Origin of the sequence: Paenibacillus medicaginis (assembly GCF_042138635.1) — a bacterium.
Taxonomy (GTDB): Bacteria; Bacillota; Bacilli; order Paenibacillales; family Paenibacillaceae; genus Paenibacillus; species Paenibacillus medicaginis.
Map to the genome: position 1 here is coordinate 1 of NZ_JBHIRY010000036.1, position 24606 is coordinate 24606.

The 24606-nt window shown below is 48.3% G+C and carries 40 protein-coding genes; 4 read left to right on the top strand and 36 right to left on the bottom strand.

The window, feature by feature from the left end:
* On the top strand, positions 1-206 hold a 206-nt coding region (locus tag ACE5LO_RS23905), incomplete at its 5' end, for a hypothetical protein (protein WP_375522470.1).
* On the opposite strand, the gene ACE5LO_RS23910 is transcribed toward ACE5LO_RS23905, so the two are convergent.
* Together ACE5LO_RS23910 and ACE5LO_RS23915 are read right to left on the bottom strand one after the other, a co-directional pair.
* Positions 198-419: a hypothetical protein gene (locus ACE5LO_RS23910; protein WP_375522471.1), complete on the bottom strand. Its 222-nt coding sequence runs from the start codon at positions 417-419 to the stop codon at positions 198-200. The two genes, ACE5LO_RS23905 and ACE5LO_RS23910, sit on opposite strands and share 9 nt — an antisense overlap.
* 226 nt (positions 420-645) lie before the next feature.
* Complete coding sequence (locus ACE5LO_RS23915) at positions 646-1269, bottom strand: stage II sporulation protein M (protein ID WP_375522472.1); 624 nt, start codon at positions 1267-1269, stop codon at positions 646-648.
* A gap of 121 nt (positions 1270-1390) precedes the next feature.
* Here ACE5LO_RS23915 and pdaB point away from each other — a divergent pair, with 121 nt between their 5' ends.
* Both pdaB and gerD read left to right on the top strand, forming a co-directional pair.
* Positions 1391-2197 (top strand): polysaccharide deacetylase family sporulation protein PdaB, encoded by an 807-nt coding sequence (gene pdaB / locus ACE5LO_RS23920; protein WP_375522473.1) that lies wholly within the window; start codon positions 1391-1393, stop codon positions 2195-2197.
* 160 nt (positions 2198-2357) lie between these two features.
* Positions 2358-3047, top strand: a complete 690-nt coding sequence (gene gerD, locus ACE5LO_RS23925) for a spore germination lipoprotein GerD (protein ID WP_375522503.1) — start codon at positions 2358-2360, stop codon at positions 3045-3047.
* A 63-nt stretch (positions 3048-3110) separates the two neighbouring features.
* On the opposite strand, the gene salA is transcribed toward gerD, so the two are convergent.
* The 4 genes from salA to ACE5LO_RS23945 all read right to left on the bottom strand — a co-directional run bounded on the left by salA (position 3111) and on the right by ACE5LO_RS23945 (position 6999).
* Positions 3111-4202, bottom strand: a complete 1092-nt coding sequence (salA, locus tag ACE5LO_RS23930; RefSeq protein WP_375522474.1) for an iron-sulfur carrier protein/transcriptional regulator SalA — start codon at positions 4200-4202, stop codon at positions 3111-3113.
* A 76-nt stretch (positions 4203-4278) separates the two neighbouring features.
* Positions 4279-5046, bottom strand: a complete 768-nt coding sequence (cwlD, locus tag ACE5LO_RS23935; RefSeq protein WP_375522475.1) for an N-acetylmuramoyl-L-alanine amidase CwlD — start codon at positions 5044-5046, stop codon at positions 4279-4281.
* Positions 5047-5113: 67 nt separating this feature from the next.
* Entirely contained in the window at positions 5114-6283 is a 1170-nt protein-coding gene (gene sat, locus ACE5LO_RS23940) for a sulfate adenylyltransferase (protein WP_375522476.1), read from the bottom strand.
* A gap of 23 nt (positions 6284-6306) precedes the next feature.
* Complete coding sequence (locus ACE5LO_RS23945; RefSeq protein ID WP_375522477.1) at positions 6307-6999, bottom strand: phosphoadenylyl-sulfate reductase; 693 nt, start codon at positions 6997-6999, stop codon at positions 6307-6309.
* 353 nt (positions 7000-7352) lie between these two features.
* Between ACE5LO_RS23945 and ACE5LO_RS23950 the strand changes: the two genes are divergently transcribed.
* A complete protein-coding gene (locus tag ACE5LO_RS23950) occupies positions 7353-9065 on the top strand; it encodes an NAD-dependent malic enzyme (RefSeq protein WP_375522478.1) in 1713 nt (570 codons plus the stop codon).
* 163 nt (positions 9066-9228) lie between these two features.
* On the opposite strand, the gene rpsI is transcribed toward ACE5LO_RS23950, so the two are convergent.
* The 30 genes from rpsI to rplB form a co-directional block, all read right to left on the bottom strand.
* Positions 9229-9621 carry a 30S ribosomal protein S9 gene (rpsI, locus tag ACE5LO_RS23955; protein ID WP_375522479.1) on the bottom strand — a complete coding sequence of 131 codons (393 nt, stop codon included), beginning with the start codon at positions 9619-9621 and terminating at the stop codon, positions 9229-9231.
* Between the two features lie 19 nt (positions 9622-9640).
* Complete coding sequence (rplM, locus tag ACE5LO_RS23960) at positions 9641-10078, bottom strand: 50S ribosomal protein L13 (protein WP_375522480.1); 438 nt, start codon at positions 10076-10078, stop codon at positions 9641-9643.
* Positions 10079-10285: 207 nt separating this feature from the next.
* Positions 10286-11071, bottom strand: a complete 786-nt coding sequence (gene truA / locus ACE5LO_RS23965; protein ID WP_375522481.1) for a tRNA pseudouridine(38-40) synthase TruA — start codon at positions 11069-11071, stop codon at positions 10286-10288.
* Positions 11072-11241: 170 nt separating this feature from the next.
* Entirely contained in the window at positions 11242-11607 is a 366-nt protein-coding gene (gene rplQ, locus ACE5LO_RS23970) for a 50S ribosomal protein L17 (protein WP_305753562.1), read from the bottom strand.
* A 33-nt stretch (positions 11608-11640) separates the two neighbouring features.
* Positions 11641-12585, bottom strand: a complete 945-nt coding sequence (locus tag ACE5LO_RS23975) for a DNA-directed RNA polymerase subunit alpha (protein ID WP_305753563.1) — start codon at positions 12583-12585, stop codon at positions 11641-11643.
* Positions 12586-12721: 136 nt separating this feature from the next.
* Positions 12722-13117: a 30S ribosomal protein S11 gene (gene rpsK / locus ACE5LO_RS23980; RefSeq protein WP_076315711.1), complete on the bottom strand. Its 396-nt coding sequence runs from the start codon at positions 13115-13117 to the stop codon at positions 12722-12724.
* A 19-nt stretch (positions 13118-13136) separates the two neighbouring features.
* On the bottom strand, positions 13137-13505 hold the full coding sequence (gene rpsM, locus ACE5LO_RS23985) for a 30S ribosomal protein S13 (protein WP_355325481.1): 369 nt from the start codon (positions 13503-13505) through the stop codon (positions 13137-13139).
* A gap of 21 nt (positions 13506-13526) precedes the next feature.
* Positions 13527-13640, bottom strand: a complete 114-nt coding sequence (gene rpmJ / locus ACE5LO_RS23990; protein WP_003333770.1) for a 50S ribosomal protein L36 — start codon at positions 13638-13640, stop codon at positions 13527-13529.
* A 93-nt stretch (positions 13641-13733) separates the two neighbouring features.
* Positions 13734-13949, bottom strand: coding sequence for a translation initiation factor IF-1 (gene infA / locus ACE5LO_RS23995; RefSeq protein WP_006212898.1), 216 nt, complete (start codon positions 13947-13949; stop codon positions 13734-13736).
* A 2-nt stretch (positions 13950-13951) separates the two neighbouring features.
* Entirely contained in the window at positions 13952-14260 is a 309-nt protein-coding gene (locus ACE5LO_RS24000) for a hypothetical protein (protein WP_375357258.1), read from the bottom strand.
* A 17-nt stretch (positions 14261-14277) separates the two neighbouring features.
* Positions 14278-15024 carry a type I methionyl aminopeptidase gene (gene map, locus ACE5LO_RS24005; protein WP_375522482.1) on the bottom strand — a complete coding sequence of 249 codons (747 nt, stop codon included), beginning with the start codon at positions 15022-15024 and terminating at the stop codon, positions 14278-14280.
* 5 nt (positions 15025-15029) lie between these two features.
* The gene (locus ACE5LO_RS24010) at positions 15030-15674 is read right to left on the bottom strand and encodes an adenylate kinase (RefSeq protein WP_375522483.1); all 645 of its coding nucleotides are present in this window, start codon (positions 15672-15674) and stop codon (positions 15030-15032) included.
* Between the two features lie 90 nt (positions 15675-15764).
* The gene (secY, locus tag ACE5LO_RS24015; RefSeq protein ID WP_375522484.1) at positions 15765-17063 is read right to left on the bottom strand and encodes a preprotein translocase subunit SecY; all 1299 of its coding nucleotides are present in this window, start codon (positions 17061-17063) and stop codon (positions 15765-15767) included.
* Positions 17063-17503, bottom strand: a complete 441-nt coding sequence (gene rplO, locus ACE5LO_RS24020) for a 50S ribosomal protein L15 (RefSeq protein WP_375357254.1) — start codon at positions 17501-17503, stop codon at positions 17063-17065. The genes secY and rplO overlap by 1 nt, the downstream gene beginning before the upstream one ends.
* Before the next feature lie 40 nt (positions 17504-17543).
* On the bottom strand, positions 17544-17729 hold the full coding sequence (gene rpmD / locus ACE5LO_RS24025) for a 50S ribosomal protein L30 (protein WP_375357253.1): 186 nt from the start codon (positions 17727-17729) through the stop codon (positions 17544-17546).
* A 12-nt stretch (positions 17730-17741) separates the two neighbouring features.
* Positions 17742-18239 carry a 30S ribosomal protein S5 gene (gene rpsE / locus ACE5LO_RS24030; protein WP_375522485.1) on the bottom strand — a complete coding sequence of 166 codons (498 nt, stop codon included), beginning with the start codon at positions 18237-18239 and terminating at the stop codon, positions 17742-17744.
* 27 nt (positions 18240-18266) lie between these two features.
* Positions 18267-18635 (bottom strand): 50S ribosomal protein L18, encoded by a 369-nt coding sequence (gene rplR, locus ACE5LO_RS24035; protein ID WP_375357251.1) that lies wholly within the window; start codon positions 18633-18635, stop codon positions 18267-18269.
* Between the two features lie 113 nt (positions 18636-18748).
* A complete protein-coding gene (gene rplF / locus ACE5LO_RS24040; protein WP_375522486.1) occupies positions 18749-19291 on the bottom strand; it encodes a 50S ribosomal protein L6 in 543 nt (180 codons plus the stop codon).
* A 31-nt stretch (positions 19292-19322) separates the two neighbouring features.
* Positions 19323-19721, bottom strand: coding sequence for a 30S ribosomal protein S8 (gene rpsH, locus ACE5LO_RS24045; protein WP_375522487.1), 399 nt, complete (start codon positions 19719-19721; stop codon positions 19323-19325).
* Between the two features lie 32 nt (positions 19722-19753).
* Positions 19754-19939, bottom strand: a complete 186-nt coding sequence (locus ACE5LO_RS24050; protein ID WP_013312154.1) for a type Z 30S ribosomal protein S14 — start codon at positions 19937-19939, stop codon at positions 19754-19756.
* A gap of 68 nt (positions 19940-20007) precedes the next feature.
* Positions 20008-20550 (bottom strand): 50S ribosomal protein L5, encoded by a 543-nt coding sequence (rplE, locus tag ACE5LO_RS24055; RefSeq protein ID WP_375522488.1) that lies wholly within the window; start codon positions 20548-20550, stop codon positions 20008-20010.
* 29 nt (positions 20551-20579) lie between these two features.
* Positions 20580-20936, bottom strand: coding sequence for a 50S ribosomal protein L24 (gene rplX / locus ACE5LO_RS24060; protein WP_375357247.1), 357 nt, complete (start codon positions 20934-20936; stop codon positions 20580-20582).
* Between the two features lie 78 nt (positions 20937-21014).
* Complete coding sequence (gene rplN, locus ACE5LO_RS24065; RefSeq protein WP_305753576.1) at positions 21015-21383, bottom strand: 50S ribosomal protein L14; 369 nt, start codon at positions 21381-21383, stop codon at positions 21015-21017.
* 35 nt (positions 21384-21418) lie between these two features.
* Entirely contained in the window at positions 21419-21682 is a 264-nt protein-coding gene (rpsQ, locus tag ACE5LO_RS24070) for a 30S ribosomal protein S17 (protein WP_355325525.1), read from the bottom strand.
* A gap of 49 nt (positions 21683-21731) precedes the next feature.
* A complete protein-coding gene (gene rpmC / locus ACE5LO_RS24075) occupies positions 21732-21929 on the bottom strand; it encodes a 50S ribosomal protein L29 (RefSeq protein WP_375522489.1) in 198 nt (65 codons plus the stop codon).
* A complete protein-coding gene (gene rplP, locus ACE5LO_RS24080) occupies positions 21919-22353 on the bottom strand; it encodes a 50S ribosomal protein L16 (protein WP_305753579.1) in 435 nt (144 codons plus the stop codon). Before rplP ends, rpmC begins: the two co-directional genes overlap by 11 nt.
* 2 nt (positions 22354-22355) lie before the next feature.
* Entirely contained in the window at positions 22356-23021 is a 666-nt protein-coding gene (gene rpsC, locus ACE5LO_RS24085; protein ID WP_355325532.1) for a 30S ribosomal protein S3, read from the bottom strand.
* 13 nt (positions 23022-23034) lie between these two features.
* A complete protein-coding gene (gene rplV / locus ACE5LO_RS24090; RefSeq protein ID WP_375357245.1) occupies positions 23035-23367 on the bottom strand; it encodes a 50S ribosomal protein L22 in 333 nt (110 codons plus the stop codon).
* A gap of 35 nt (positions 23368-23402) precedes the next feature.
* Positions 23403-23681 carry a 30S ribosomal protein S19 gene (gene rpsS / locus ACE5LO_RS24095; protein ID WP_375357244.1) on the bottom strand — a complete coding sequence of 93 codons (279 nt, stop codon included), beginning with the start codon at positions 23679-23681 and terminating at the stop codon, positions 23403-23405.
* Between the two features lie 69 nt (positions 23682-23750).
* On the bottom strand, positions 23751-24581 hold the full coding sequence (gene rplB, locus ACE5LO_RS24100; RefSeq protein ID WP_305753583.1) for a 50S ribosomal protein L2: 831 nt from the start codon (positions 24579-24581) through the stop codon (positions 23751-23753).
* Positions 24582-24606: the final 25 nt, after the last annotated feature.

Genomic DNA, 24606 nt, shown 5'->3' on the forward strand with positions numbered 1-24606 from the left:
GTTGTTCAGTTTTCAAAGATCAAACACTTGCTTTTCATCATCACCGCATCTCAGCGGCGACTTTTATAATATATCATTTATCCTTCTCTTTGGCAAGAACTTTTTTTGAAAAAGTTTTTTTGATTAATAACAGCCATTTCGAAGAACGAAAATTAATTTATCATAGAATGTCGGCGGAAGTCAACGGAAAATTGCATTTACTCTGATATCCTGCCCCTGATAGCATATTTCGACAACTCTTTTGGGGCTGCGAGGCGAGCATACATCCGAAACACAGTTTTGTAGCGTAAAGCAATCGCATTGCGAATATCCTGATCCAGTCTTTTATCACTCATATCCAGCAGCATCTCGTCCAATTCCCGACGAAGGACATAGTTAAGTTCTTTGCACTCTTTTTCGTTAAACAGCATACCCATCATGTACGTATCATGCTCCCTTGTCGTTATATTCTTAAGTATCCTGGTGAAATCGGTTATATGCCGTAACGCCCTCCGCCTTCAATCTATTGCATGGTTTATGTCTGTATAGTTGTTCCATCGTTTACTGTTTTTTAAACAGATTTTAATAAAGTTCAAACTAATCTCTTTTAATTTAGCCGGGCCGAACCCGTATCATTACACTCGACCCAGCGTATATGCCGCCTTTTCAACCTCTCATTAAGCTGTAAGATACCGTGCTTTCTATAATGGCTGCGATGAACAGGAGAATAACGACCCAAAGCACAACATTCCACGTCTGTCTCATAAAGGCTGGCCAGGGCATTTCGGATTTCACTCTGGTGCTTCCCCTGCTAACTCCGCTGCAGATCGATGACATGACCATTCCGCCAAACTTTAAGCCATACGCGCAAGCAATCAATAAAACCGGAAGCTCGATAATACCGTGCGGCAGCAGCCCTTTGATAATCAGTTCATACAGATTTGCGGCAGAGTTTGCAGCCACCCAGTGCACCAGAAAACCGATGACCATGCCGTTCATAACAATAAAAACAACTGGAATGATGCCAAATGCGGCCCCAAGAAACATCACAAGGACACACTTAATGGCATTATTGAAAAAGATAAAGACGAAAAAACTAAGCTGCGCATTACCCGACTCCTGCAGTCTTCCTGCTACCTGCCCAAGCCCCTCAATCTGCTGTCTGAGAATCTGCTCAATGATCCCCGTACTAATCCAGCCAAGGGCTATACTCGCGCAAAACAGTATAACAGTGAACAGTAAAACTCCCTTCACCGAATTCAAGATTCTCAAAAATGTACCGAAACCCAAAGCGAATCCCTCCTAGTTAGATTGTTCCGCTGAAAACTTATGAACTCTATAATCATAAAAAAGATGGCCATGCATAGTGTAGAGTAAACAAGCTACTCTCCGGGAAAGGGGACCAAGGTGCATGAATTCTTTCTTTTATGTATTAAACGGCAAAAAGATCAAACGGTTTCTTATCGGCTTCGCAGCTGCTGTTTTTGCCATCGGCATCGTATACGTGGAACGCAGCAATATCAGTGTCTTTTCGGAGGAGGCTCCGGCCGCTGTATACAGTGTGCCGACTGAGAAAAAGGTCATCGCCCTGACCTTCGATATTAGCTGGGGTGACAAACGGACAGCCCCCATTCTGGAGGTCTTGAAGGAGAAGAAGCTGCAGAAAGCAACCTTTTTCTTATCCTCGCCCTGGAGCAAAACCCATCCAGAGCTTGTAAAGCAAATTGTGGATAGCGGGTATGAAATCGGGAGCCACGGACACAAGCATGAAAACTATACAAGTCTCAGCGATGAAGAAATTCGCCGCCAAATTACGACAGCTCATACGATGTTAACCGACCTGACCGGAAAGGAGCCCAAACTCATTCGCCTGCCCAATGGGGATTTTGATAAAAGAGTGCTGCAGATTGCGACCGGGTTAGGCTATACAACGATTCAGTGGGACACCGATTCCCTGGACTGGAAGAACCCAGGCACCCAGAAAATCATTGACCGCGTTGTATCCAGAGCCCATCCGGGGGACATCGTACTGCTTCATGCCAGTGATTCTTCCCAGCAGACTCATGAGGCCCTCCCTGTCATCATCGACAAATTGCGCGAGCAAGGCTACGAGTTCGTAACGGTATCGGAGCTGCTGCAGCAAGGCACACAACAGGGGAAAGAAGTCAGGGACCAAGCGATGCTGCAGCAGGCCATTGAAGACGCAGCAGGCATGTAAACTCCATAATACACCATCCAACAGCCGACCGAGTCGGCTGCTTTTCGCTTACACAGATTATTTTACTCCATCTCATCAATATTCCAAAAAGGCGGCAACATATTTCAACCCCAGCGACCACATACTATGCACAGTCACTTCACAAGGAGGGTATAGATTCATGAAATGGCCGCATTATCGACTGATATACGCAATTCTTTGCATCGGAGCTGTACTGTCGGGCTGCGGATCTGATCAAAATTATTCATCTCCTCCACAGCCCAGTTATAAGGAAATGAAAACCATGGTTGTAGATATTCTTAAAAGTGATGAAGGAAAAAAAGCGGTCGAGGAAGCCATGAGTGGTGGAGGCGGGAGCTCTTCAGACGGAGGATCGGGTGGTACTATGGGCATGAAAATGCTTATGTCTTCATCAGCCTCCGGCGATATCAGGACAGCGGTCAAGGACACACTGACTTCGCCCGAATACCAGAAGGAATTCGAGAAAATTATGACCGATCCGAGATTCGCCGGAGAATTCGCCAAAACCATAAACAAGCAGAACAAAGAGCTGCACATGCAGTTAATCAAGGACCCGACTTATCAGAAATCGGTGCGGGAAATGCTTAAATCGCCCGACGTCAGCACAATGATGCTTGATATGACTAAAACCCCCGAATACCGCAAGCAAACCATGACCATCATGCAGGAGGCTATGCAAAATCCCCTTTTCCGTCTAGAGGTGATGAATCTTTTGAAAACGGTAGTCCAAGAGGAGCTTCAGCCAAAAGAAAAGAAAAAAAGCGGAGGCGGCGGTCAAAAAGCCGAGCAAGGTGGCGACAGCTCAGGCCAGGGCGGGGAAAGCGGATAATACTGAAAAGGACAGCCCGACAGCCGAGCCGGTTCTGTCCTTTATTTTTTGCAGCAGCATGATTCAGCTGTTCTCAAGCCCGATTACATGCTTTGCGATCTGATCATACAGTTGTCCAATCTCGGTATCCGCCTTATAGACTGATGGTGAAAAATCAGGCTCGGACGGATGATTATCGGGAGCCCCCAACGGGATTTGGGCAAGCAGAGGAACATGCAGCGTCTCTGCCAGCAGGGCACCGCCTCCTCTTCCGAACACATAGTCCTTTTCCCCTGTTCCGGACTGGTAATAAGCCATATTCTCCACCACTCCCAGCACCTCATGATTCGTCTGCACGGCCATGGCGCCAGCACGGGCAGCGACATAAGCAGCGGTAGCGTGCGGGGTAGTGACGATAATTTCCTTGCTGTGCGGAATCATCTGGTGAACGTCCAGGGCAATATCACCTGTTCCAGGCGGCAAATCGAGCAGCATGTATTCCGGCCGCCCCCAATCCACATCGCTGAAAAACTGGCGCAGCATTCGCCCCAGCATCGGACCGCGCCAAATGACCGGGTTATTCTCTCTGACAAAGAAACCCATCGACATCACTTTCACGCCAAAACGTTCAACCGGCTCAATGATGCCATCCTCTACAACCGGAAACTCTTCGATGCCCATCATGTCAGGAACACTGAATCCGTAGATATCTGCATCGATAACGGCCACACGTTTTCCGTTGCGGGCCAGTGCCGCAGCAAGGTTGACGGTTACCGTAGATTTGCCTACACCGCCCTTACCGCTAGCGATCGCAATGAAGCGAACGCCTGACTGCGGATCAAGCAGTTCATGCTCCTCCATCCCGGCTGCATGTCCTTTCGTTAGAACAGGATCGTTCTGATCCGGTTTCTCTCCCGCCAGCGCCCGTTCATGCTCCGAGGCCTCACGGAACCGTATATGAATATTTGAAGCTCCGGCTTGGCCCAGAGCTCCCCTGATCTCTTGGTCCAGCTTGCTTCTGATCTCTTCGTTGTCCGTTACCAATACGACGGTTAAGGAGACTTGATTGTCACGGACGACAATATCGCGTATAAACTCCAATTCCGTCAAGCTTGCGCCGCTGCTCGGCTCCTGTATACGCTGAAGCGCCTCCAAGACCTGTTCTCTAGCCAGCATTAACGAGATCACCCCTGCTTCGAATAATTAAAATGCACTTCTGCCTGCGCTGACCTCATTATAGCATTATCCCCCGCTACTTGCCTGCTGGCAGAGTGACACGCTCACCGGAGCTGTAACGCAGAATACCTTTATAGACCGCCGCGGATATTTGACGCTGGTACGCCTCATTCGCCAGCAGCCGTGCTTCCCCCGGATGTGACAGGAAGCCGATCTCCACGAGGGCTGAAGGCATCTTAAGCGCCTGCAGGAGATAGACGGTGTCTACTGTCTTGGCGACCCGGTCCGTATTCTCCATATTGCGGCGGATTTCATCCTGTATCAGGGCCGCCAATGAAGCATTGTCCGCATGGCTTGGGTAATAAAAGGTTTGGGCGCCGCTCCATCTGCTCGACGGAACACTGTTCATATGGATGCTGAGAAAGAGGTCTGCATTATATTCCTCAATCAGGCGCACACGCCGCTTGAGGTCCTCGGTTTTACGCCTGGAATATCCCTGAGTGGACTCATTCGCAAGGTCCCGATCATCCTCCCGGGTCAGCTTGACCACCGCTCCGGCCTGCTGCAAATAATCGCGAAGGTAGAGTGTGATCGCAAGATTGATATCCTTCTCGATGACCCCCTCCTTGCTCACAGCTCCTCCATCCGGACCGCCGTGGCCGGCATCCAGTACAATAACCTTCCCAGCCAGAGGCAGACTCCAATAGTTCCAAGTTGTCGTTGCAGGGATATCCGAAACGGTCAGGGTCGTGAAAAGAAGCAGCAAGCATAAACTGAGCAGCCATCTTTTTAGCGTACGGTAGCGAATCCATAAGGTAATGTTGCGGTTTCGATATTTGAGCACAAAAAAACGCCTCCGTTCCCATACAGATACTATTGATCTATATGGGACAAGGCGGACAAATAGTACATCAAGAGCTAATTTGCTGAGACATGCCTTCGATGAGAATTTGCGCTACCTCCGGTCTCGTAAATTCCGGCGGCGGGCAGACGCCGTCGCGCAGCAATCCACGCACCTTCGTGCCTGACAAGGTCAGGTGATCTTCTGACGGGTGTGGACATGTTTTGCTGGACGCCATGTTACCGCATTTTTTACAGAAGAAGCTGTGCTCAAAGAACAACGGAGTAATACCCAGTTCCTCAGCCGTAAAGTTGCTGAAAATCTCCTGAGCCTCATAGGTACCGTAATAATCTCCCACACCTGCATGATCCCGTCCGACAATAAAGTGGGTGCAGCCGTAGTTTTTACGAACCATCGCATGGAAAATCGCCTCGCGCGGACCTGCATAACGCATCGCTGCCGGAAATACACCCAGAAAGGTGCGATTGGCGGGATAATAATGCTCCAGCAGGGCCAAATAACTATTCATACGCACATCGGCTGGTACGTCATCCGACTTCGTCTCACCGACGAGCGGATTCAGAAATAGCGCATCTACGATTTCCATGGCGCTCTTCTGAATATACTCATGCGCACGGTGAACGGGATTGCGTGTCTGAAAGCCCACAACAGTCTTCCAGCCCTGCTCGGCGAAGCGGCGGCGGGTATCGGCAGGGTCGAAATAAAATTCGCCGAATTTGGCCGGCTGTGGTCTGTTCAATACACGGATGGGTCCACCCACGTAGGTGGAAGGGCGTTCAAACAGCTTCTTTACTCCAGGGTGCTCGGGATCATCGGTTTTAAAGACCCGTCGTGCTTCTTCGTCCTGATCGGCCTGATACAAGCTGGTTATGTCCAAAATTCCGTAGATGATCCCGTCTTCTTCTCCGACCAGCGCCGCCTGTTCACCAACGGTGAAAGACGCCGCTGTCGCCTCATCTACTGCAAGTGTAATGGGTATGCTCCATACCGTGCCGTCTGCCAGACGCATCCGTTCCACAACGGAACGGTAATCTTGCTCATTCATAAACCCGGTTAGAGGGGAAAAGGCCCCTACCCCAATGAGGTCCAGATCAGAGATTGTCCAGGCGTTAACACGGATTGCGGGGAGCTGCTTCGCCTTTTGCAGAAGAACCTCCCGTTCTTCACCCTCTGCCAGCCGATTAATCAGGGTTCCTCCATGCGGAAGTATCGCGGTCATATCATGATCTCTCCTTCTACGAATTATTTATGCAGCCCGCATTCGGTTTTATCGTTGCCTGACCAGCGGCCTGCGCGAGGATCTTCCCCTGGAGCAACAGGACGCGTGCAATGCTCGCATCCGATGCTCGGATAGTTCTGGTCATGCAAGGGATTATAAGAGACATTGTTGGTTCGGATATAATTCCATACATCCTCTGAAGTCCAGTCAGCCAGCGGATTGAATTTGACGAGGCCGAATTTTACGTCATATTCGATTTTTTTCGCATTGGCACGGGTTGGGGCCTGATCGCGGCGAATGCCTGTAATCCATGCTTCATATTGGGACAGAATGCGTGTCAACGGTTCAACCTTGCGGATATTGCAGCAAGTATTAGGATCAGACTTCCACAACTCCTCCCCGTGCTTTGTCGCCTGCTCTTCAGGAGTCAGTTGCGGAGATACCCGCACAAATTCCATTTGATATTTATCCATCATCTGATCTCGTGTCTCGTAGGTTTCCTTGAAATGAAAATCGGTATCTAAATAAAACACATCCGTGGAGGGACTTATCTTGTGCAGCATATCAACCAGCACGACATCCTCTGCGCCGAAGCTGCAGGCAAAGGTAATATTCGGAAAAGTCTCAACGGCGTAACGAATTATTTCTTCCGGGCCGGCATGCTCGAGCTCTTCCGCTTTTACTTGAATTAATTGTTCCTTCTCCAATAAGTTCACGGTGGAAAACGCCTCCTTTTCAATTCCCACTAAACAAATAAGAATTATAAATTCAGTATAAAACTTTCTATCTAAATGTCAATGTGGAAAAAAGTAAAATATGCTGCCAAATCAGAGATTTAACTTTGGTAATATAGGGTTTTTATCATGAAGATAAAAAAGGTTGATTACCATGATTTTCTGACCAAAAAACATGAATATATCAAGGTTTTCAGAAAATTTCGCCATAGTTAACGCATCATTTGGAATTTTATTCATTTGACCTTTATAAGGCGATTTCTTAGAATAAGAACGCATTTCAGGCTACCAGGTATTTAATACATGTTATGGAGTAAAGGAAAGAAGGTTTTGTAGTGGAAGCATTTTATGTTAATGAAGACGGTTCTCTTGCAACCCCGCTAAAAGGCAAGGATGTGCTGGCCAATCCCCTGCTGAATAAAGGAGTTGCTTTTTCGCATGAAGAACGGCGCGAATTGGGGCTCGAGGGGGTTTTGCCTCCTACGGTGCTGACGCTTGATGAACAGGCGGATCGCGCTTACAGGCAATTTCTTGCTCAACCAACCATGCTGCGCCGCAACGCCTCGCTGAATGATTTGTATAACCGAAATGTCGTTTTATATTACAGGCTGCTGACCGATCATCTGAGCGAAATGCTGCCTGTTGTGTATACACCAACGGTAGGACAGGCCATCCAGGAATACAGCCATGAATATCACCGGCCTGGTGGCGTCTATTTATCAATAGATAACCCCCAAGGCATTAAAGAAGCCTTCTGCAATACTGGCTTGAGCTCTGATGATGTGGATCTGATCGTCGTTACCGATTCTGAGAGCATTCTCGGCATAGGGGACTGGGGAGTCGGGGGCATCAATATCGCCATCGGCAAGTTGGCCGTATATACCGCAGCTGCGGGAATTCATCCCGGACGGGTTCTTCCGGTAGTGCTTGATGTGGGGACGAATAATGAGAAGCTGTTGGCTGACCCTCTTTATATCGGAAACCGTCATCATCGGGTGCGTGGGCAGCAATATCATCAGTTCATAGATTCTTTCGTTCAAATAGCGCTTGAGCTTTATCCAGATGCTCTGCTTCACTGGGAGGATCTTGGCAATGTAAATGCCCGCAATATTATTGAAAAATACGGGACTCAAATGCTTACATTTAATGATGATATTCAGGGGACTGGAGCCGTGACACTTGCCGCGGTCATGTCTGCCCTTAAGGTAACCCAGGTCCCTCTGGCCGAGCAGCGGATCGTTGTCTTCGGTCCCGGGGCAGCCGGCATAGGCAATGCCGATCAAATTCATGACGCCATGATGCGGAGCGGCCTGTCGGAGCAAGAAGCGCGAGGCTGCTTCTGGGCCTATGACTATCGTGGTTTATTAACGGATGAAACGGAGCATGTGCTCGGTTTCCAGAAGCCATATGTCCGTAAAGCATCTGAAGTCCATGAATGGAACCGCAGCCCAGATGGTACAATAACACTGCTTGAAGTCATTCGTCAGGTTAAACCGACGATACTGATCGGAACGTCCGGTTCTGCCGGTGCTTTTTCCGAGGAAGTGATCAGGGAAATGGTCAAACATGTCGAGCGTCCAATTATTATGCCGATGTCCAATCCTACGCTGCTTGCCGAGGCGATTCCTGAAGATCTGATCCGTTGGACGGACGGCAAAGCGCTGATTGCTACAGGCAGCCCTTTTGAGCCTGTCGCTTATAATGGAACAACTTATGAAATCGGCCAATCGAACAATGCGTTTGTTTTCCCGGGTCTGGGCCTGGGTGCGATCGCCGTTAAAGCCCGTGTAATTACAGGCGGAATGTTTACGGCCGCTGCAGAAGCCGTTGCGCGCATGGTGGATCTGTCCCAGCCTGGAGCTGCCCTGCTGCCTAATATCAGCCAGCTGCGCGAAGTGTCGCTTGCTGTTGCGGAGGCTGTAGCTCAGGCGGCGATTAATGATAACGTCGCCCGTGTGCGTCCGGATGATGTCCGTCAGGCTATTGATCGTTTAATTTGGGAGCCAGCCTACCGGAGGGTAAAAGCTGTTATACCTTTACCTGTTTAATATTTTGTACATATGAAATGTAAAACCTTGAAACTCAGCTTTCTGCGTAGTTCCCTGCTCCTTTGCATGAACTCGCAGGGAGCTTTTTTTATTTTGGAGGTTTCGCCAAAAAGCCCCTGGCCAAAAGGCCAAGGGCTTGGTGATCCTTGAAATACAAGGAATATTAACGTTTCGAGAACTGAGGCGCGCGACGAGCGGCTTTGAGACCGTATTTTTTACGTTCTTTCATCCGTGGGTCACGAGTCAGGAAGCCTGCTTTTTTCAGAGCCGGACGGAACTCAGGGTCTGCTTTGAGCAGAGCGCGGGAGATTCCGTGACGGATTGCGCCAGCTTGACCAGAAATACCGCCACCATGAGCGATAACGATAACGTCATAGTTTCCAGTTGTTTCAGTCAGGTTCAACGGTTGTCTTACGATCATTTTCAGTGTTTCCACACCGAAATATTCATTGATATCACGTTTGTTAATGACAATGCGTCCTTCACCCGGTACGAGACGAACACGAGCTACCGAATGTTTACGACGACCTGTCCCATAGTATTGTACTTGTGCCATGAAACTGCCCTCCTTTTAATTAACCGCGAAGTTCGTAAACTTCAGGTTTTTGTGCTACATGTGGATGCTCAGTGCCTTTGTAAGCTTTCAGTCTCAGCTTCATTTTCTCGCCCATGCGAGTTTTCGGAAGCATACCGTGAACAGCCAGCTCCAGCATACGTTCAGGCTTGTTTTTCACCATATCTTGAGCGGTCGTTACTTTCAGACCACCTGGATGCAGGGAGTGACGGTAGTATTTTTTGTTCTCCATTTTTTTGCCTGTCAGAACGATTTTCTCCGCATTGATCACAATAACGAAATCGCCGCCGTCCACATGTGGAGTGAATTCAGGCTTATGTTTGCCGCGAATCAACGCAGCCGCTTCGCTGGCCAGACGGCCAAGTGTTTTGCCTTCAGCATCAATAATATGCCATTTGCGCTCAACTTCACTTGGCTTAGCCATATACGTAGTACGCATGGAAAGTTTCCTCCTTCAGATCGCTCACAATTATGAAATTCATCTCTTTTTTTCAAAAATCTCATTTATCTTCGTTCATTAAGTCATTGCATTTGTGATGGATAGCTGCTGCTATAAGGTGTAAATCTTAACTGGGGCTGTGGGAAAGCCATTAAGAAAACACAACTTATATGTTACATGATTTTTATACATTCCGCAAGCAAAAACTTAAGTTTTTTGGACGTTTTCATCATATTCCACATTCCACAGCATCAGCCCATGAGCAACCGCCGTCGGTCCCGCTTTAGCGCGGTCTTTCGCTGCCAAAATGGCCGAGATATCCTCCGATGCCTTCTTCCCCTCTCCCACATCAAGCAGTGTCCCAACCATGATCCGAACCATATGCTGCAAAAAGCCGCTACCGGTGACATACACATGAATAATTCCCTGATCATCCGATCCGGGCCGGGAAAAGGAATCATCGACTGTGATATAAGCCTCATATACGGTCCTGACATGATTAAGCTTCTGCGACTGTGTAGACGCGAACGAGGTATAGTCGTGGGTGCCTACCATCAGTTGCAGCGCTCTACGCATAGCCTCTATATCCAGACGTGTAGGGTGATGAAACTGCGTACGGCGATGAAAAATGTCCGGAAAACGGTTGGCGTTAATGCTGTAACGATATGTTTTCCGTTTGGCCATGTGGCGCGCATGAAACGACAGCGGAACCTCCTTTGCATCCGTGAGAACAATATTCTCCGGCAGCCACGCATTCAGCGCCAGACACCAGCGGTGGATCGGAATCTGCGATTCGGTCTCGAAATTGAAAACCTGGCCGTAGGCATGCACTCCCGCATCCGTACGTCCTGAGGCCGTAATTTTGACTCTCTCCCCCGTCAGCGAGCATATCGCATTCTCGATATGGTCCTGAATCGTATTGCCGCCCGGCTGCGTCTGAAAACCGTGGTAATGAGTTCCGTCATAGTTCACTCTCATGCATATGTTCCGCATGTTCCTAACACACCTTTTAGACAAGTGTATTTGTGCTTCCATTCGCTGTTGCTGTTGAATCGAACAACACAATAAAAGGAGAAGCCCTACACAGAGCTTCCCCATACAGAGAAAAAAAGGGCTGCTCAGAATCAACCGACTCTGCCCACCCTTTCCTCATCCATACCTGCTTACGCGCGGTCAACCAGTTCCAGGTAAACCATTGGAGCGGCGTCGCCACGACGAGGTCCCAGCTTCAGGATACGAGTGTATCCGCCTGGACGCTCGGCATAACGAGTAGCCAGTTCGCTAAACAGCTTTTGAATTGCGTCCTGCTCACCATCCAAAGTTTCACGGCGAACGTACGCAGCTACCTGACGGCGTGCATGCAGATCTCCCTGTTTTGCTTTGGTGATCAGTTTTTCAGCAATAGAACGAACTTCTTTAGCTTTCGCTTCCGTAGTCTGGATACGCTCGTACAAGAACAAGTCAGTTACCATGTCACGGAACAAAGCTTTACGGGCACTGGAGTTACGGCCCAGTTTTTGATATGCCATGTTTTTCCCCTCCTTCTTACAAACGTTGCTGTCCTACTCTTCCGTACGGAGTCCTAAACCAAGTTCCTCGAGCTTCTCTTGAACCTCTTCCAAAGACTTGCGGCCCAGGTTGCGGACCTTCATCATATCTTCTTCCGATTTCGTAGTAAGCTCCTGTACTGTATTGATACCAGCGCGCTTGAGGCAGTTATAGGAACGGACGGAGAGATCCAGCTCTTCAATCGTCATTTCCAGAACTTTTTCTTTCTTGTCTTCCTCTTTTTCAACCATGATCTCAGCATCTTTGGCTTCGTCGGTCAAACCAACAAACAGCATCAAATGCTCAGTCAGGATTTTAGCCCCAAGACTGACAGCCTCTTCAGGCCGAATGCTTCCGTCGGTCCATACTTCCAGTGTCAGCTTGTCATAGTTGGTCACTTGGCCTACACGCGTATTTTCCACACCGTAGTTTACGCGGGAAATCGGCGTGTAGATGGAGTCGACAGGGATTACGCCAATTGGCTGATCCTCACGCTTGTTACGATCTTGCTTAACATAGCCGCGTCCGCGATTGGCGAAAATACGCATGTGAAGTCTCGAACCTGGTCCAAGCGTAGCGATATGAAGATCCGGATTCAGAATTTCAACATCGCTGTCCGCACGAATATCCCCTGCCGTTACGGCTCCTTCGCCTTCCGCGTCGATTTCGAGCACTTTCTCTTCATCGGAGTGGATCTTGAGCGACAAAGCTTTCAGGTTAAGAATGATCTCCGTTACGTCTTCCATTACGCCAGGAACCGTTGCAAATTCGTGTAAAACCCCATCAATCTGTACTGATGTGACTGCCGCACCCGGCAGGGAGGAGAGCAAAATACGGCGAAGCGAGTTGCCCAGCGTCGTACCATATCCGCGTTCCAAAGGTTCTACCACGAATTTCCCGTAGGTGCCATTATCATTGACGTCAACCGTCTCAATTTTCGGCTTTTCGATTTCAATCACTGCAATATCCCTCCTTCAAAACGTCGCTCCCATAATGAAACATTCACCTTATCCAAACTTTACCATGCAGTATGCCTAAACAACCATTCTTGGCAGAATGCGCCGGTTTTATACTACACGCTGAGGGAAAATCTCATTAGACACGACGGCGTTTTGGAGGACGGCATCCGTTATGAGGAACCGGAGTCACGTCTTTAATCAGGTTAACTTCGAGACCTGCAGCTTGCAGCGAACGGATAGCTGCTTCACGGCCTGCGCCTGGTCCTTTAACCATAACTTCAACAGTTTTCATGCCGTGCTCCATTGCAGCCTTGGCAGCTGTTTCAGCAGCCATTTGCGCTGCGAACGGAGTGGATTTACGGGAACCGCGGAATCCCAGACCGCCGGAGCTGGCCCAAGAGATTGCGTTACCGTGCGGATCCGTGATGGTAACGATCGTGTTGTTGAACGTGGAACGGATGTGTGCCACGCCGGATTCGATATTTTTACGGTCACGACGTTTTGTACGTACGACTTTTTTCGGTTTAGCCATTGAATGTTATCCTCCCTTCTTATTTCTTTTTATTTGCTACAGTACGACGAGGTCCTTTACGTGTACGGGCATTCGTTTTTGTACGTTGACCACGAACAGGCAAACCACGACGGTGACGAATACCGCGGTAGCAGCCGATCTCAGTCAGACGTTTAATATTCAAGGAAATTTCACGACGCAGGTCGCCTTCCACTTTAACCGCTTTATCGATCGTTTCACGTAATTTGCTCACTTCATCTTCCGTCAAGTCACGAACACGAGTGTCCGGATTGATGCCTGTTTCTTTCAGAACTTTTTGGGAAGTCGTTTTACCGATTCCGAAAATGTAAGTCAAGGCGATCTCAACGCGTTTGTCACGTGGCAAATCCACACCAGCTATACGAGCCATTTTACGCTACACCCCCTTCTATTAACCTTGTTTTTGTTTGTGTTTCGGATTTTCGCAAATAACCATTACATTCCCTTTGCGGCGAATGACTTTGCATTTTTCGCAAATGGGTTTTACAGAAGGTCTTACCTTCATGTTCATTCCCTCCTCCAAGCTCCGCCACCGGCACAGCTCGTATCGTAAGTCTTCTTAAAGAGTTTTGCGGAACATAACCTGTTGATTCAGAATTTATTTACGGTAAGTTATACGACCTTTGGTTAAATCGTAAGGTGATAACTGTACGACCACTTTGTCGCCTGTCAGAATGCGGATAAAATGCATGCGCAGCTTTCCGGATACGTGAGCAAGAATCTGGTGACCGTTCTCAAGCTCCACTTTGAACGTCGCGTTCGGAAGCGGCTCAATCACCGTACCTTCCACTTCAATGACATCTTCCTTGGCCAAAATTAGTCTCCTTTCTCTTCAGCGTGAAATTCGGCAGATTCCAGAAAACGGTTCACCGCAAAACGCAGCTTGCCGTTGGTAACCCGGCCGCTTTCATTCAAACTGTTTACTACCTCGCTGCTAATCATCGGCTGGGGCTCCAGGTGAAGAATATTCTTCTTCTTGGCCTGGTCAAACTTCCGTTTGTCCCCGTCCGCAATATATACAAACCTGCTGTCCGCAATGGAAACGACGACCGCTGCCTGACCGGCATCTCTGCCTTTCAGGATTTTCACAAGCTGACCTATTTGCAGGCTGCCTTGATCTTTCATCAATATCACCTACGAATTCAAGTAGTAGTGAAAATTTCCATGCCGTCCGGGGTTACTGCCACTGTATGCTCGAAATGGGCACACAATGACCCGTCCACCGTCACGACCGTCCAGTTGTCTTCCAGCGTCCTTACATGACGGGCTCCGGCGTTAACCATCGGTTCAATCGCCAGCACCATGCCGGGTTTCAGTCTAGGTCCCCGATCAGCAATCCCGTAGTTTGGAATCTGCGGTTCCTCATGCAGCTTGGCTCCTATACCGTGTCCGACATATTCCCTCACTACTGAAAAACCAGCATCCTCAATATATTTCTGTATCGCATGCGATATAGTAAACAAGCGAACGTCCGGTTTGACAAGTGCCAGTCCCGCCATCAGGGCCCCCTTCGTCACATCCAATAGCCGCCTTGCATCTGATGAGATGCTGCCGACCGGATACGTCCAAGCGGAATCCCCATGGTACCCCCGGTACTGTGCGCCAATGTCAAACGTAACGATATCACCTTCGTTTAATATGCGGCTGCCGGGAAATCCGTGAACCAGTTGTTCGTTGACTGAAGCGCAAATACTGGCAGGAAAACCATTATAACCTTTAAAAGACGGCACAGCTCCTTGACTGCGAATGTACTGATCAGCCATATGATCGAGTTCCCCTGTAGTGATGCCAGGCTCAATATGTTCGGCCAGGAGGCGATGACAATCCGCAACGATCCGCCCAGCTTCCCTCATAAAGCTCAATTCCGTTTCGGACTTGCAAATGATCATTACAGTTAACCCCGCAGCAAGGATACGATATCATTGGAGACTGCATCGATATCCTGCTCCCCGTCTATTTGACGCAGAAGACCTTTATTCTCATAAAATGTGAGGAGTGGTGCTGTTTTGTTACTGTACTCGTCAAGCCGTTTTCCTACGCTCTCTTCGTTGTCGTCAGAACGCTGGTACAGCTCGCCGCCGTCTTTATCGCAAATGCCTTCAACCTTGGGCGGATTAAATATCATGTGATAGGTCGCTCCGCAGGTTTTGCAAATACGCCGTCCGGTAATCCGTGCCATTAAACGGTCACGGTCTACTTTCAAATCAACGACATGATCGAGTTTGGTGCTCAGCCGACCAAGAATTTCATCCAACGCTTCAGCCTGGGCCAGAGTTCTTGGAAATCCGTCCAGCAAGAATCCCTTCTCGCAGTCTGGCTGTTGGAGCCTTTCTTCGACAATGCCAATCGTAACATCATCCGGAACGAGTTCACCGCGTTCGATGTACTCCTTCGCTTTCACTCCGATCGGAGTTCCAAGCTTCATGGCCAGACGAAAAGCGTCTCCGGTTGAAATGTGAGGGATGCCGAACTCATTTACGATGACATCCGCTTGTGTTCCTTTTCCAGCCCCGGGAGGGCCCATGATAAGAATGTTCACAACCTGTCACTCCCTCAAGACGACCCCTACACAAGAAACAGCACAATAGGTGCCGTTGACAAGTAAATGACCTGTCCCGGAACCTATCGCCTATTTATTGATGAAGCCTTTGTAATGGCGTTTAATCAATTGGCTTTCGATCTGCTTCATGGTATCCAATGCCACACCGATGATGATGAGCAGTGAAGTACCGCCGATTTGCACCGAACGAGGCAGACCCGAAAGTGCCCCCAAGAATACCGGCAACACGGAGATGACAGCCAGGAACAATGCTCCTGTCATCGTCAAACGCGACATGACGCGAGTCAGGTACGTCTCCGTTGCTTTCCCCGGACGGATGCCCGGAATATAACCGCCGTTCTTCTTCATGTTGTCTGCCATTTGCTGCGGATTCATCTGTACAAATGTATAGAAGAAAGTAAAGCCGATAATCATCACAATGTACAAAACCATACCGAGCGGCTTGTCATAGTACAGGTGGTTGGTTACCCACTTAGCCCATTGCATATCTGCCCAGAAGCTTGCAATAATGATCGGAAACTGCAACAATGACACTGCAAAGATCACCGGAATAACGCCCGCTGCATTGATTTTCATCGGAATATGCGTGTTTTGGCCGCCGTACATTTTGTTGCCGACTACCCTTTTCGCATATTGCACCGGAATTTTCCGGATCCCCTGTTGGATAAAGATAACTCCGACGACGACCAAAAGAATGACCAAAGCAATGATAATTGCTTTCAGAATATTCAGGAAGAGCTGATCCGCCTGAATGAACTGGGATTCAACGATCGTCCGGATATGTCTCGGAATGCCGGCAGCGATGCCCGCAAAGATGATAATGGAAATACCGTTTCCGATTCCCTTCTCGGTGATCTGCTCACCAAGCCACATCAGGAACGTAGTACCGGCCGTCAGTACAATCGCAATCACAATAAAATCCGCAGCGGTTGCCCCTGGAATCATTTCTGCGTTATACAGACGATTAAAGCCGATTGAAGTACCAAATGCCTGAATCAGAGCCAGTATAACCGTACCATAACGGGTTATCTGTGCCAACTTCTTTTTGCCATGCTCCCCTTGTTTAGCCCATTCCGCCAGTTTCGGAATGACGTCCATTGAAAGAAGCTGCACGATAATAGATGCCGTGATATACGGCACAATACCGAGGGCAAAGATCGAGAACTGATACAATGCACCCCCGGAGAAGGTGTTCAGAAGACCGAACAATTCGCTTCCTGCCTGATCGGTTGCCGTAAAGACATCCTTATTTACTCCCGGAACCGGAACGAAGGAGCCAATACGAAACACAATCAGGATCAACAGTGTGAAGAGGATGCGAGTGCGAAGATCTTCAACCCGCCATATATTCTTCAGGGTATTGAACATTAGATCACCTCGGTTTTACCGCCGGCAGCTTCGATTTTCTCTACCGCAGATTGAGAGAACTTGTTCGCTTTGACAGACAGCTTTACAGTGACTTCGCCGTTACCCAGAATCTTGATGCCGGATTTAGCGTTTTTCACAATACCGTTTTCCATCAGGAATTCCGGAGTCACTTCAGTACCTTCTGCAAAACTGTTCAGATCTTCGATATTCACAACTGCATACTCTTTACGAGTCGGATTTACGAAACCGCGCTTAGGCAAGCGACGATACAGTGGGTTTTGACCACCTTCGAAGCCAGGACGAACACCACCGCCGGAACGAGCGTTTTGACCTTTGTGACCGCGACCTGATGTTTTACCTGTACCGCTACTGGTACCGCGGCCAACGCGCTTGCGTTCTTTGCGGGAGCCTGGAGCGGACGAAAGTTCATGTAACTTCATCGTTCGTTGCACCTCCTTGTTTTTGTTGGAAATCTATAACTTAAGCCTCGATTTCTTTAACAGAAACCAGGTGGCTGACTTGATTAATCATCCCGCGGATCGCAGGATTGTCGTTGTGAACCACTGTTTGGTTGATCTTACGTAGACCAAGCGTGTTTACAGTCGTTCTCTGTGTACCTGGACGGCCGATCAATGAACGAACGAGAGTAATTTGCAGTTTGCTCATGCTATTTCCTCCTTAGCCGCGCAGCTCTTCGACAGTTTTACCGCGCAATTTCGCAACGTCTTCAGCGCGCTTCAAGCGGGACAAACCTTCCAAAGTCGCATTGACCATGTTCATGGAATTCGAAGAACCCAGAGATTTTGTCAAAATGTCGCCTACGCCAGCCAGTTCCAATACGGCACGAACCGGACCGCCTGCGATAACACCAGTACCTTCGGATGCAGGTTTCAACAGCACACGGCCTGCTCCAAACTTACCTGTGATCTGGTGAGGGACGGTTGTTCCTACGAGCGGAACATGAATCAGATTTTTCTTGGCATCTTCGATACCTTTGCGGATCGCATCAGGTACTTCGCCAGCTTTACCAATTCCGGCACCAACCCAGCCATTGCCGTCGCCGACAACAACCAATGCGCTGAAACTGAAACGGCGTCCGCCTTTTACAACTTTAGCAACACGATTAATATTTACAACTTTTTCAGTCAGTTCCAAAGTGTTAGGATCTACACGCAAGTCGTTAACCTCCTTTTGAAAAATGTCTTAAAACTCAAGACCTGCTTCACGCGCAGCTTCAGCCAGCGCTTGAATACGGCCATGATACAAGTAACCTCCGCGGTCGAATACGATCTCGGAAACACCTTTTTCTTTTGCACGCTTAGCAACCAGTTCGCCGACTTTACGTGCGGATTCAACACTGCCGCCGTTTTGGATCTCTCCGCTCAGTTCTTTGTCCAATGTCGAAGCTGCAGCCAGGGTTACACCTGCCACGTCATCGATCAGTTGAGCATAGATATGTTTGGAGGAACGGAACACGTTCAGACGAGGACGTGCTGCTGTTCCGGTGATTTTTTTACGAACACGCAGATGTCTTCTTACACGCGCTTTGTTTTTATCCTGTTTCGTAATCATTTTCTCGTTTCACTCCCTTCAGTTTGCCTTTGCAGCTTTATCTCAAGACGCACTGGGTAAAAAGAAGCACACTGTCTCTCCGGAGGAAAGACCGCGCAAAGGCGGCAAGAACATTACTTCTTCTTACCGGCTTTACCTTCTTTACGAATAATGCGTTCACCTTCATACTTGATCCCTTTGCCTTTGTATGGCTCAGGCTCGCGAACGGAACGAATTTTAGCAGCATATGCGCCTACACGCTCTTTATCGATACCGCGAACGATGATTTTTGTATTCGAAGGAACTTCGAACTCAATGCCAGGTTCCGGAGCGATTTCTACCGGATGGGAGTATCCGACGTTCAAAACGACTTTATCTCCGGATTTGCTTGCACGATATCCGACCCCAACCAGCTCCAGAGATTTTGCAAAACCTTCCGTTACACCACTCACCATGTTGTTGACAACGGAGCGGGTCGTTCCGTGAAGGGAACGGTGAAGTTTGTTGTCCGAAGGACGAACAACATTAATTTCATTGTTCTCCACAGTGACCTTCATGTCTTTATGAAGTTCGCGTGTCAAAGTACCTTTTGGGCCTTTAACCGTGATTACTGTGCTATTCAGTGTGATATCCACACCACTTGGTACTGCGATTGGCTTGCGACCAATACGGGACATATGTTGCACCTCCTATCTTGTTAACGTGGTATTACCAAACGTAGCAAACAACTTCGCCGCCGGCTTTGGACTGACGTGCTTCTTTATCAGTCATTACACCTTTGGAAGTCGAGATAATCGCGATGCCCAGACCGCCGAGTACGCGAGGAACTTCGTTGCTCTTCGTGTACACGCGAAGACCTGGCTTGCTGATTCTTTTCAGACCAGTGATGACACGCTCATTGTTGGCACCGTATTTCAGGAAAACACGGATAATCCCTTGTTTGTTATCTTCAACAAACTCCGCATCCCGGATAAAACCTTCACGTTTCAGGATATCGGCGATTTGCTTTTTCATTGTCGAAGCAGGCATTTCTACTGTTTCGTGACGAACTGTGTTCGCGTTACGAATACGAGTAAGCATATCTGCAATTGGATCAGACATAGTCATTGTGTGTAAACCTCCTTCCCGTACAGGACTTTTTACCAGCTTGCTTTTTTCACGCCAGGAATCTGGCCTTTATAAGCTAATTCACGGAAGCAAATTCTGCAGATCTTGAATTTTTGCAGCACCGAATGTGGACGACCGCAACGCTCGCAACGAGTGTATGCACGAACTTTGAACTTCGGCGTGCGTTGTTGTTTCACTTTCATCGAAGTTTTTGCCACTTAGCCTGACACCTCCTAAATATTTTCGGAGAATCGGGTTATCATAAACCCACTACGTTAAGCCGACATTATTTTACAAAAGGCATTCCCAATTGAGTCAACAGCTCACGGGACTCTTCGTCGGTTTTGGCAGTCGTTACGATAACGATGTCCATACCGCGCACTTTATCAACTTTATCATACTCGATCTCAGGGAAGATCAACTGCTCTTTCAGACCCAGTGTATAGTTGCCGCGGCCGTCGAAGGCTTTGGTGGATACACCACGGAAGTCACGTACACGCGGAAGCGTGATGTTGAACAGTTTATCCAGGAAGTAGTACATACGCTCACCGCGCAGTGTTACTTTAACCCCGATCGGCATGTTCTCACGCAGTTTGAAACCGGCGATCGATTTCTTCGCACGTGTGATAACCGGTTTTTGACCAGCGATCAGCTGCATGTCGTTGACAGCCGAATCAAGCACTTTGGAGTTTTGGACAGCGTCGCCAACCCCCATGTTGATTACGACTTTCTCGATTTTCGGAACCTGCATAACCGTTGTATAGTTGAACTTCTGCATCAAAGCAGGAGTAATTTCATTCTGGTAACGTTCTTTCATTCTTGCTGCCATGAATTATGGGCCTCCTTTCTTGCACAGTCTTATTTATCGATTTGTTCACCGGAACGTTTGGCAATACGCACTTTCTTACCGTTCTCCAGCACTTTGTAACCGATACGGGTTACTTTTCCGCTCTTGGGATCGATGTGCATAACGTTGGACACGTGGATCGGAGCTTCCTGCTCGATAATACCGCCCTGTGGATTTTGCTGGTTAGGCTTTTGGTGTTTTTTGATCATGTTCACACCTTCCACGAGCACACGGTTTTGACGAGGATAAGCAGCGATAACACGGCCTTTCTTACCTTTGTCCTTGCCGGTAATCACCATAACCGTATCGTCTTTTTTGACGTGAAGCTTGTTGTTGTGGGATTCCAGAACCTTTTTCACTTTTGGCATTTCGTACACCTCCTATTGCTTTCTTCATAACAAAGGGCTAAGAACTCGCTTTATTCGAAATTCCGCAGAATCTGTTATTTAGATAACTTCCGGTGCCAAGGAAACGATTTTCATGAAGTCTTTGTCGCGAAGTTCACGAGCAACCGGTCCGAAAATACGTGTTCCGCGCGGGCTTTTATCTTCTTTAACAACAACAGCTGCGTTTTCGTCAAATCCGATGTAAGACCCGTCCTTACGGCGAGTGGAACGCTTCGTACGAACCACAACCGCTTTAACAACGTCACCCTTTTTGACAACGCCGCCTGGTGTTGCTTGTTTTACGGAACAAACGATCAGATCACCGATTTGAGCCGTACGACGTCCCGTACCACCAAGTACGCGGATACACATCAATTCCTTCGCACCGGAGTTGTCAGCCACAGCCAAACGTGTAAATGGTTGAATCATTTAGATTTCCTCCTTTCGGCAAAACTGCAGGTTCATTAGATGATTACTGCTTTTTCAACGATCTCGACCAGTCTCCAGTTTTTATCTTTGGACAGAGGGCGAGTTTCCATGATTTTAACAGTATCACCGATTTGCGCAGTGTTGTTCTCATCATGAGCTTTGAACTTTTTAGTATACTTGATGCGTTTATGGTACAGATCATGTTTCTTGTAGGTCTCTACAGCAACCACAATCGTTTTGTCCATTTTGTCGCTAACTACTTTACCAACTTGCACTCTACGGGCATTACGTTCGCTCATTGTGGGCCTCCTTCCTGAATACATACGGAATATGGATCAAGCTGTGATCTTAACCAATTCCAAGTTCTCTTTCACGAATCACGGTTTTTGCACGAGCAATGTCCTTGCGCACATCACGGATGCGGACAGGATTGTCGAGCTGACCGGTAGCGAGTTGAAAGCGGAGGTTAAAGAGTTCTTCTTTAAACCCGGAAATTTTTTGCTCAAGTTCAGCAGTGGTTAGGTTACGAAATTCATTAGCCTTCATTTACTTCACCACCCAATTCTTCACGTTTCACAAACTTCGTTTTGATTGGCAGTTTGTGAGCGGCAAGACGCATAGCTTCACGAGCAACCTCTTCTGGAACACCTGCAAGCTCAAACATGATCTTACCAGGCTTCACAACTGCAACCCATTTTTCCACGTTACCTTTACCGCTACCCATCCGCACTTCAAGAGGCTTTTGTGTAATCGGTTTGTCAGGGAAAATTTTAATCCAAACTTTACCACCACGTTTGATGTAACGAGTCATCGCGATACGGGCGGATTCGATTTGACGGTTTGTGATCCAGGATGGTTCCAGAGCTTGCAAACCGTATTCACCAAAGTTCAATGTTGTTCCGCCTTTAGCACGGCCTTTCATGTGGCCGCGTTGCTGCTTGCGGTGTTTGACACGTTTTGGTACCAACATGATTAGTTGCCTCCTTCCTGAGCAGCTTGTTTCTTAGCCGTAGGAAGAACCTCTCCACGATAGATCCATACTTTTACGCCGATACGGCCATAAGTAGTATGAGCTTCAGCTGTACCGTAGTCAATGTCGGCACGAAGCGTGTGCAGTGGAACAGTTCCTTCACTGTAGCCTTCCGAACGAGCGATCTCAGCACCGCCAAGACGGCCGCCCACTTGAGTTTTAATCCCTTTTGCTCCGGCACGCATCGTTCTTTGGATCGCTTGTTTCAAAGCACGACGGAAGGAAACACGGCGCTCCAGCTGTTGTGCGATGCTCTCGGCAACCAGAATTGCGTCCAGCTCAGGGTTTTTAATTTCAGAAATATTGATGTGAACTTTTTTACCGCCTGCGATTTTGGTAATTTCACCACGCAGATTTTCAACTTCAGAACCACCCTTACCGATAACCATACCTGGCTTCGCAGTGTGGATTGTTACGTTGATGCGGTTCGCTGCTCTTTCGATCTCGATACGGGATACAGCGGAGTCCTTCAATTTATTTTTCAGGTGTTCACGAATTTTTACGTCTTCCAGCAAAAGATCACCGAAATCTTTGCCTGCGTACCATTTGGATTCCCAATCACGGATAATACCGATTCGGAGTCCGACGGGATTTACCTTTTGTCCCACACGTTTTCCCTCCTTATTTTTCAGATACCACCAAAGTGATGTGGCTGGTGCGTTTGTTAATCCGGCTTGCACGTCCCATTGCACGCGGACGGAAACGTTTCATCGTTGGACCTTGGTTGACGAATACTTCGGAAACAACCAGGTTGTTTACGTCCATGGAATAGTTGTGCTCCGCATTGGCAATTGCAGAGTTCAGCAGCTTTTCAACTACCGGAGAAGCAGCTTTAGGTGTGTGGCGAAGGATAGCTACTGCTTCACCCACTTGCTTACCGCGAATCAAGTCAATCACGAGTTTGACTTTACGGGCGGAGATCCGTATAGATCTAGCGTGTGCTTTTGCTTCCATTGAGTTTACCTCCTCTCAAACATGGCGCTGGTTCATTATCTTCTTGTTTTCTTGTCGTCGTCCGTGTGGCCTTTGTACGTACGGGTTGGAGCGAACTCGCCCAGCTTGTGGCCAACCATATCTTCAGTTACGTATACAGGCACATGTTTACGGCCGTCGTATACACCGAAAGTGTGTCCGATGAACTGAGGGAAAATAGTAGAACGGCGGGACCAGGTTTTGACTACGACTTTCTTGTCCTGCTCGTTCAGCACCTCAACTTTTTTCAACAGGTATCCATCAACGAATGGACCTTTTTTAAGACTGCGGCTCATGTGTAAATCCTCCCTTCGTCAAACATTCGTCGTCCTTGTGGCTCGTTCACGCATTATGCACAGCGTGCATTACTTCGTGCGGCGGCGAACGATGTATTTATCAGAAGCTTTACCTTTTTTACGCGTTTTGTAACCAAGAGTCGGTTTGCCCCATGGAGACATAGGCGATTTGCGTCCGATTGGAGCACGACCTTCACCACCACCGTGTGGGTGATCGTTAGGGTTCATTACTACCCCGCGGACTTCAGGACGTTGTCCCAACCAGCGGCTGCGTCCGGCTTTACCGATTTTCACGAGCTCATGGTCTTCGTTGCCTACGGAACCGATCGTAGCGCGGCAAACTTTCAGAATGCGGCGTACTTCACCGGAAGAAAGGCGGACAGTTACATACTTTTCTTCTTTACCGAGCAATTGAGCTTCCGTACCTGCTGCACGAACCAATTGTCCGCCTTTACCAGGTTTTAACTCAATGTTGTGGATAACCGTACCTACCGGAATGTTTTCCAGTGGAAGAGAATTACCGATTTTGATGTCGGAACCCGCTCCGGATACCACTTCGTCTCCTACTTTCAGACCTTTAGGAGCGATGATGTAACGTTTCTCGCCGTCCACATAGTGAATCAGTGCGATGTTGGAAGTCCGGTTCGGATCATATTCGATCGTAGCAACGCGGCCCGGTATTCCGTCTTTGTTACGTTTGAAGTCAATGATGCGGTATTTACGCTTATGTCCGCCGCCATGGTGACGAACCGTAATTTTACCTTGGTTGTTGCGGCCGGCTTTTTTGCTCAGAGGCGCCAGCAAGGATTTCTCCGGCTGATTTGTCGTGATCTCTTCAAAAGTAGAGACGGACATTGCGCGTCTAGCCGGGGATGTCGGTTTGTACTTTTTGATTGGCACTGAATTTCCCTCCTTACTTTACAGT

Coding starts and splice junctions, on each gene's coding strand:
- ACE5LO_RS23910 (WP_375522471.1), bottom strand. CDS start 419: ATGATGGGTATGCTGTTTAACGAAAAAGAGTGCAAAGAACTTAACTAT.
- pdaB (WP_375522473.1), top strand. CDS start 1,391: ATGAATTCTTTCTTTTATGTATTAAACGGCAAAAAGATCAAACGGTTT.
- gerD (WP_375522503.1), top strand. CDS start 2,358: ATGAAATGGCCGCATTATCGACTGATATACGCAATTCTTTGCATCGGA.
- salA (WP_375522474.1), bottom strand. CDS start 4,202: ATGCTGGCTAGAGAACAGGTCTTGGAGGCGCTTCAGCGTATACAGGAG.
- sat (WP_375522476.1), bottom strand. CDS start 6,283: ATGACCGCGATACTTCCGCATGGAGGAACCCTGATTAATCGGCTGGCA.
- rpsI (WP_375522479.1), bottom strand. CDS start 9,621: ATGGCACAAGTACAATACTATGGGACAGGTCGTCGTAAACATTCGGTA.
- rplM (WP_375522480.1), bottom strand. CDS start 10,078: ATGCGTACTACGTATATGGCTAAGCCAAGTGAAGTTGAGCGCAAATGG.
- truA (WP_375522481.1), bottom strand. CDS start 11,071: ATGCGGAACATATGCATGAGAGTGAACTATGACGGAACTCATTACCAC.
- rplQ (WP_305753562.1), bottom strand. CDS start 11,607: ATGGCATATCAAAAACTGGGCCGTAACTCCAGTGCCCGTAAAGCTTTG.
- rpsK (WP_076315711.1), bottom strand. CDS start 13,117: ATGGCTAAACCGAAAAAAGTCGTACGTACAAAACGTCGTGACCGTAAA.
- rpsM (WP_355325481.1), bottom strand. CDS start 13,505: ATGGCTCGTATAGCTGGTGTGGATTTGCCACGTGACAAACGCGTTGAG.
- rpmJ (WP_003333770.1), bottom strand. CDS start 13,640: ATGAAGGTAAGACCTTCTGTAAAACCCATTTGCGAAAAATGCAAAGTC.
- ACE5LO_RS24000 (WP_375357258.1), bottom strand. CDS start 14,260: ATGAAAGATCAAGGCAGCCTGCAAATAGGTCAGCTTGTGAAAATCCTG.
- map (WP_375522482.1), bottom strand. CDS start 15,024: ATGATCATTTGCAAGTCCGAAACGGAATTGAGCTTTATGAGGGAAGCT.
- secY (WP_375522484.1), bottom strand. CDS start 17,063: ATGTTCAATACCCTGAAGAATATATGGCGGGTTGAAGATCTTCGCACT.
- rplO (WP_375357254.1), bottom strand. CDS start 17,503: ATGAAGTTACATGAACTTTCGTCCGCTCCAGGCTCCCGCAAAGAACGC.
- rpmD (WP_375357253.1), bottom strand. CDS start 17,729: ATGAGCAAACTGCAAATTACTCTCGTTCGTTCATTGATCGGCCGTCCA.
- rplR (WP_375357251.1), bottom strand. CDS start 18,635: ATGATTACGAAACAGGATAAAAACAAAGCGCGTGTAAGAAGACATCTG.
- rplF (WP_375522486.1), bottom strand. CDS start 19,291: ATGTCCCGTATTGGTCGCAAGCCAATCGCAGTACCAAGTGGTGTGGAT.
- rpsH (WP_375522487.1), bottom strand. CDS start 19,721: ATGACTATGTCTGATCCAATTGCAGATATGCTTACTCGTATTCGTAAC.
- rplE (WP_375522488.1), bottom strand. CDS start 20,550: ATGGCAGCAAGAATGAAAGAACGTTACCAGAATGAAATTACTCCTGCT.
- rplX (WP_375357247.1), bottom strand. CDS start 20,936: ATGCCAAAAGTGAAAAAGGTTCTGGAATCCCACAACAACAAGCTTCAC.
- rplN (WP_305753576.1), bottom strand. CDS start 21,383: ATGATTCAACCATTTACACGTTTGGCTGTGGCTGACAACTCCGGTGCG.
- rpsQ (WP_355325525.1), bottom strand. CDS start 21,682: ATGAGCGAACGTAATGCCCGTAGAGTGCAAGTTGGTAAAGTAGTTAGC.
- rpmC (WP_375522489.1), bottom strand. CDS start 21,929: ATGAAGGCTAATGAATTTCGTAACCTAACCACTGCTGAACTTGAGCAA.
- rplP (WP_305753579.1), bottom strand. CDS start 22,353: ATGTTGGTACCAAAACGTGTCAAACACCGCAAGCAGCAACGCGGCCAC.
- rplV (WP_375357245.1), bottom strand. CDS start 23,367: ATGGAAGCAAAAGCACACGCTAGATCTATACGGATCTCCGCCCGTAAA.
- rpsS (WP_375357244.1), bottom strand. CDS start 23,681: ATGAGCCGCAGTCTTAAAAAAGGTCCATTCGTTGATGGATACCTGTTG.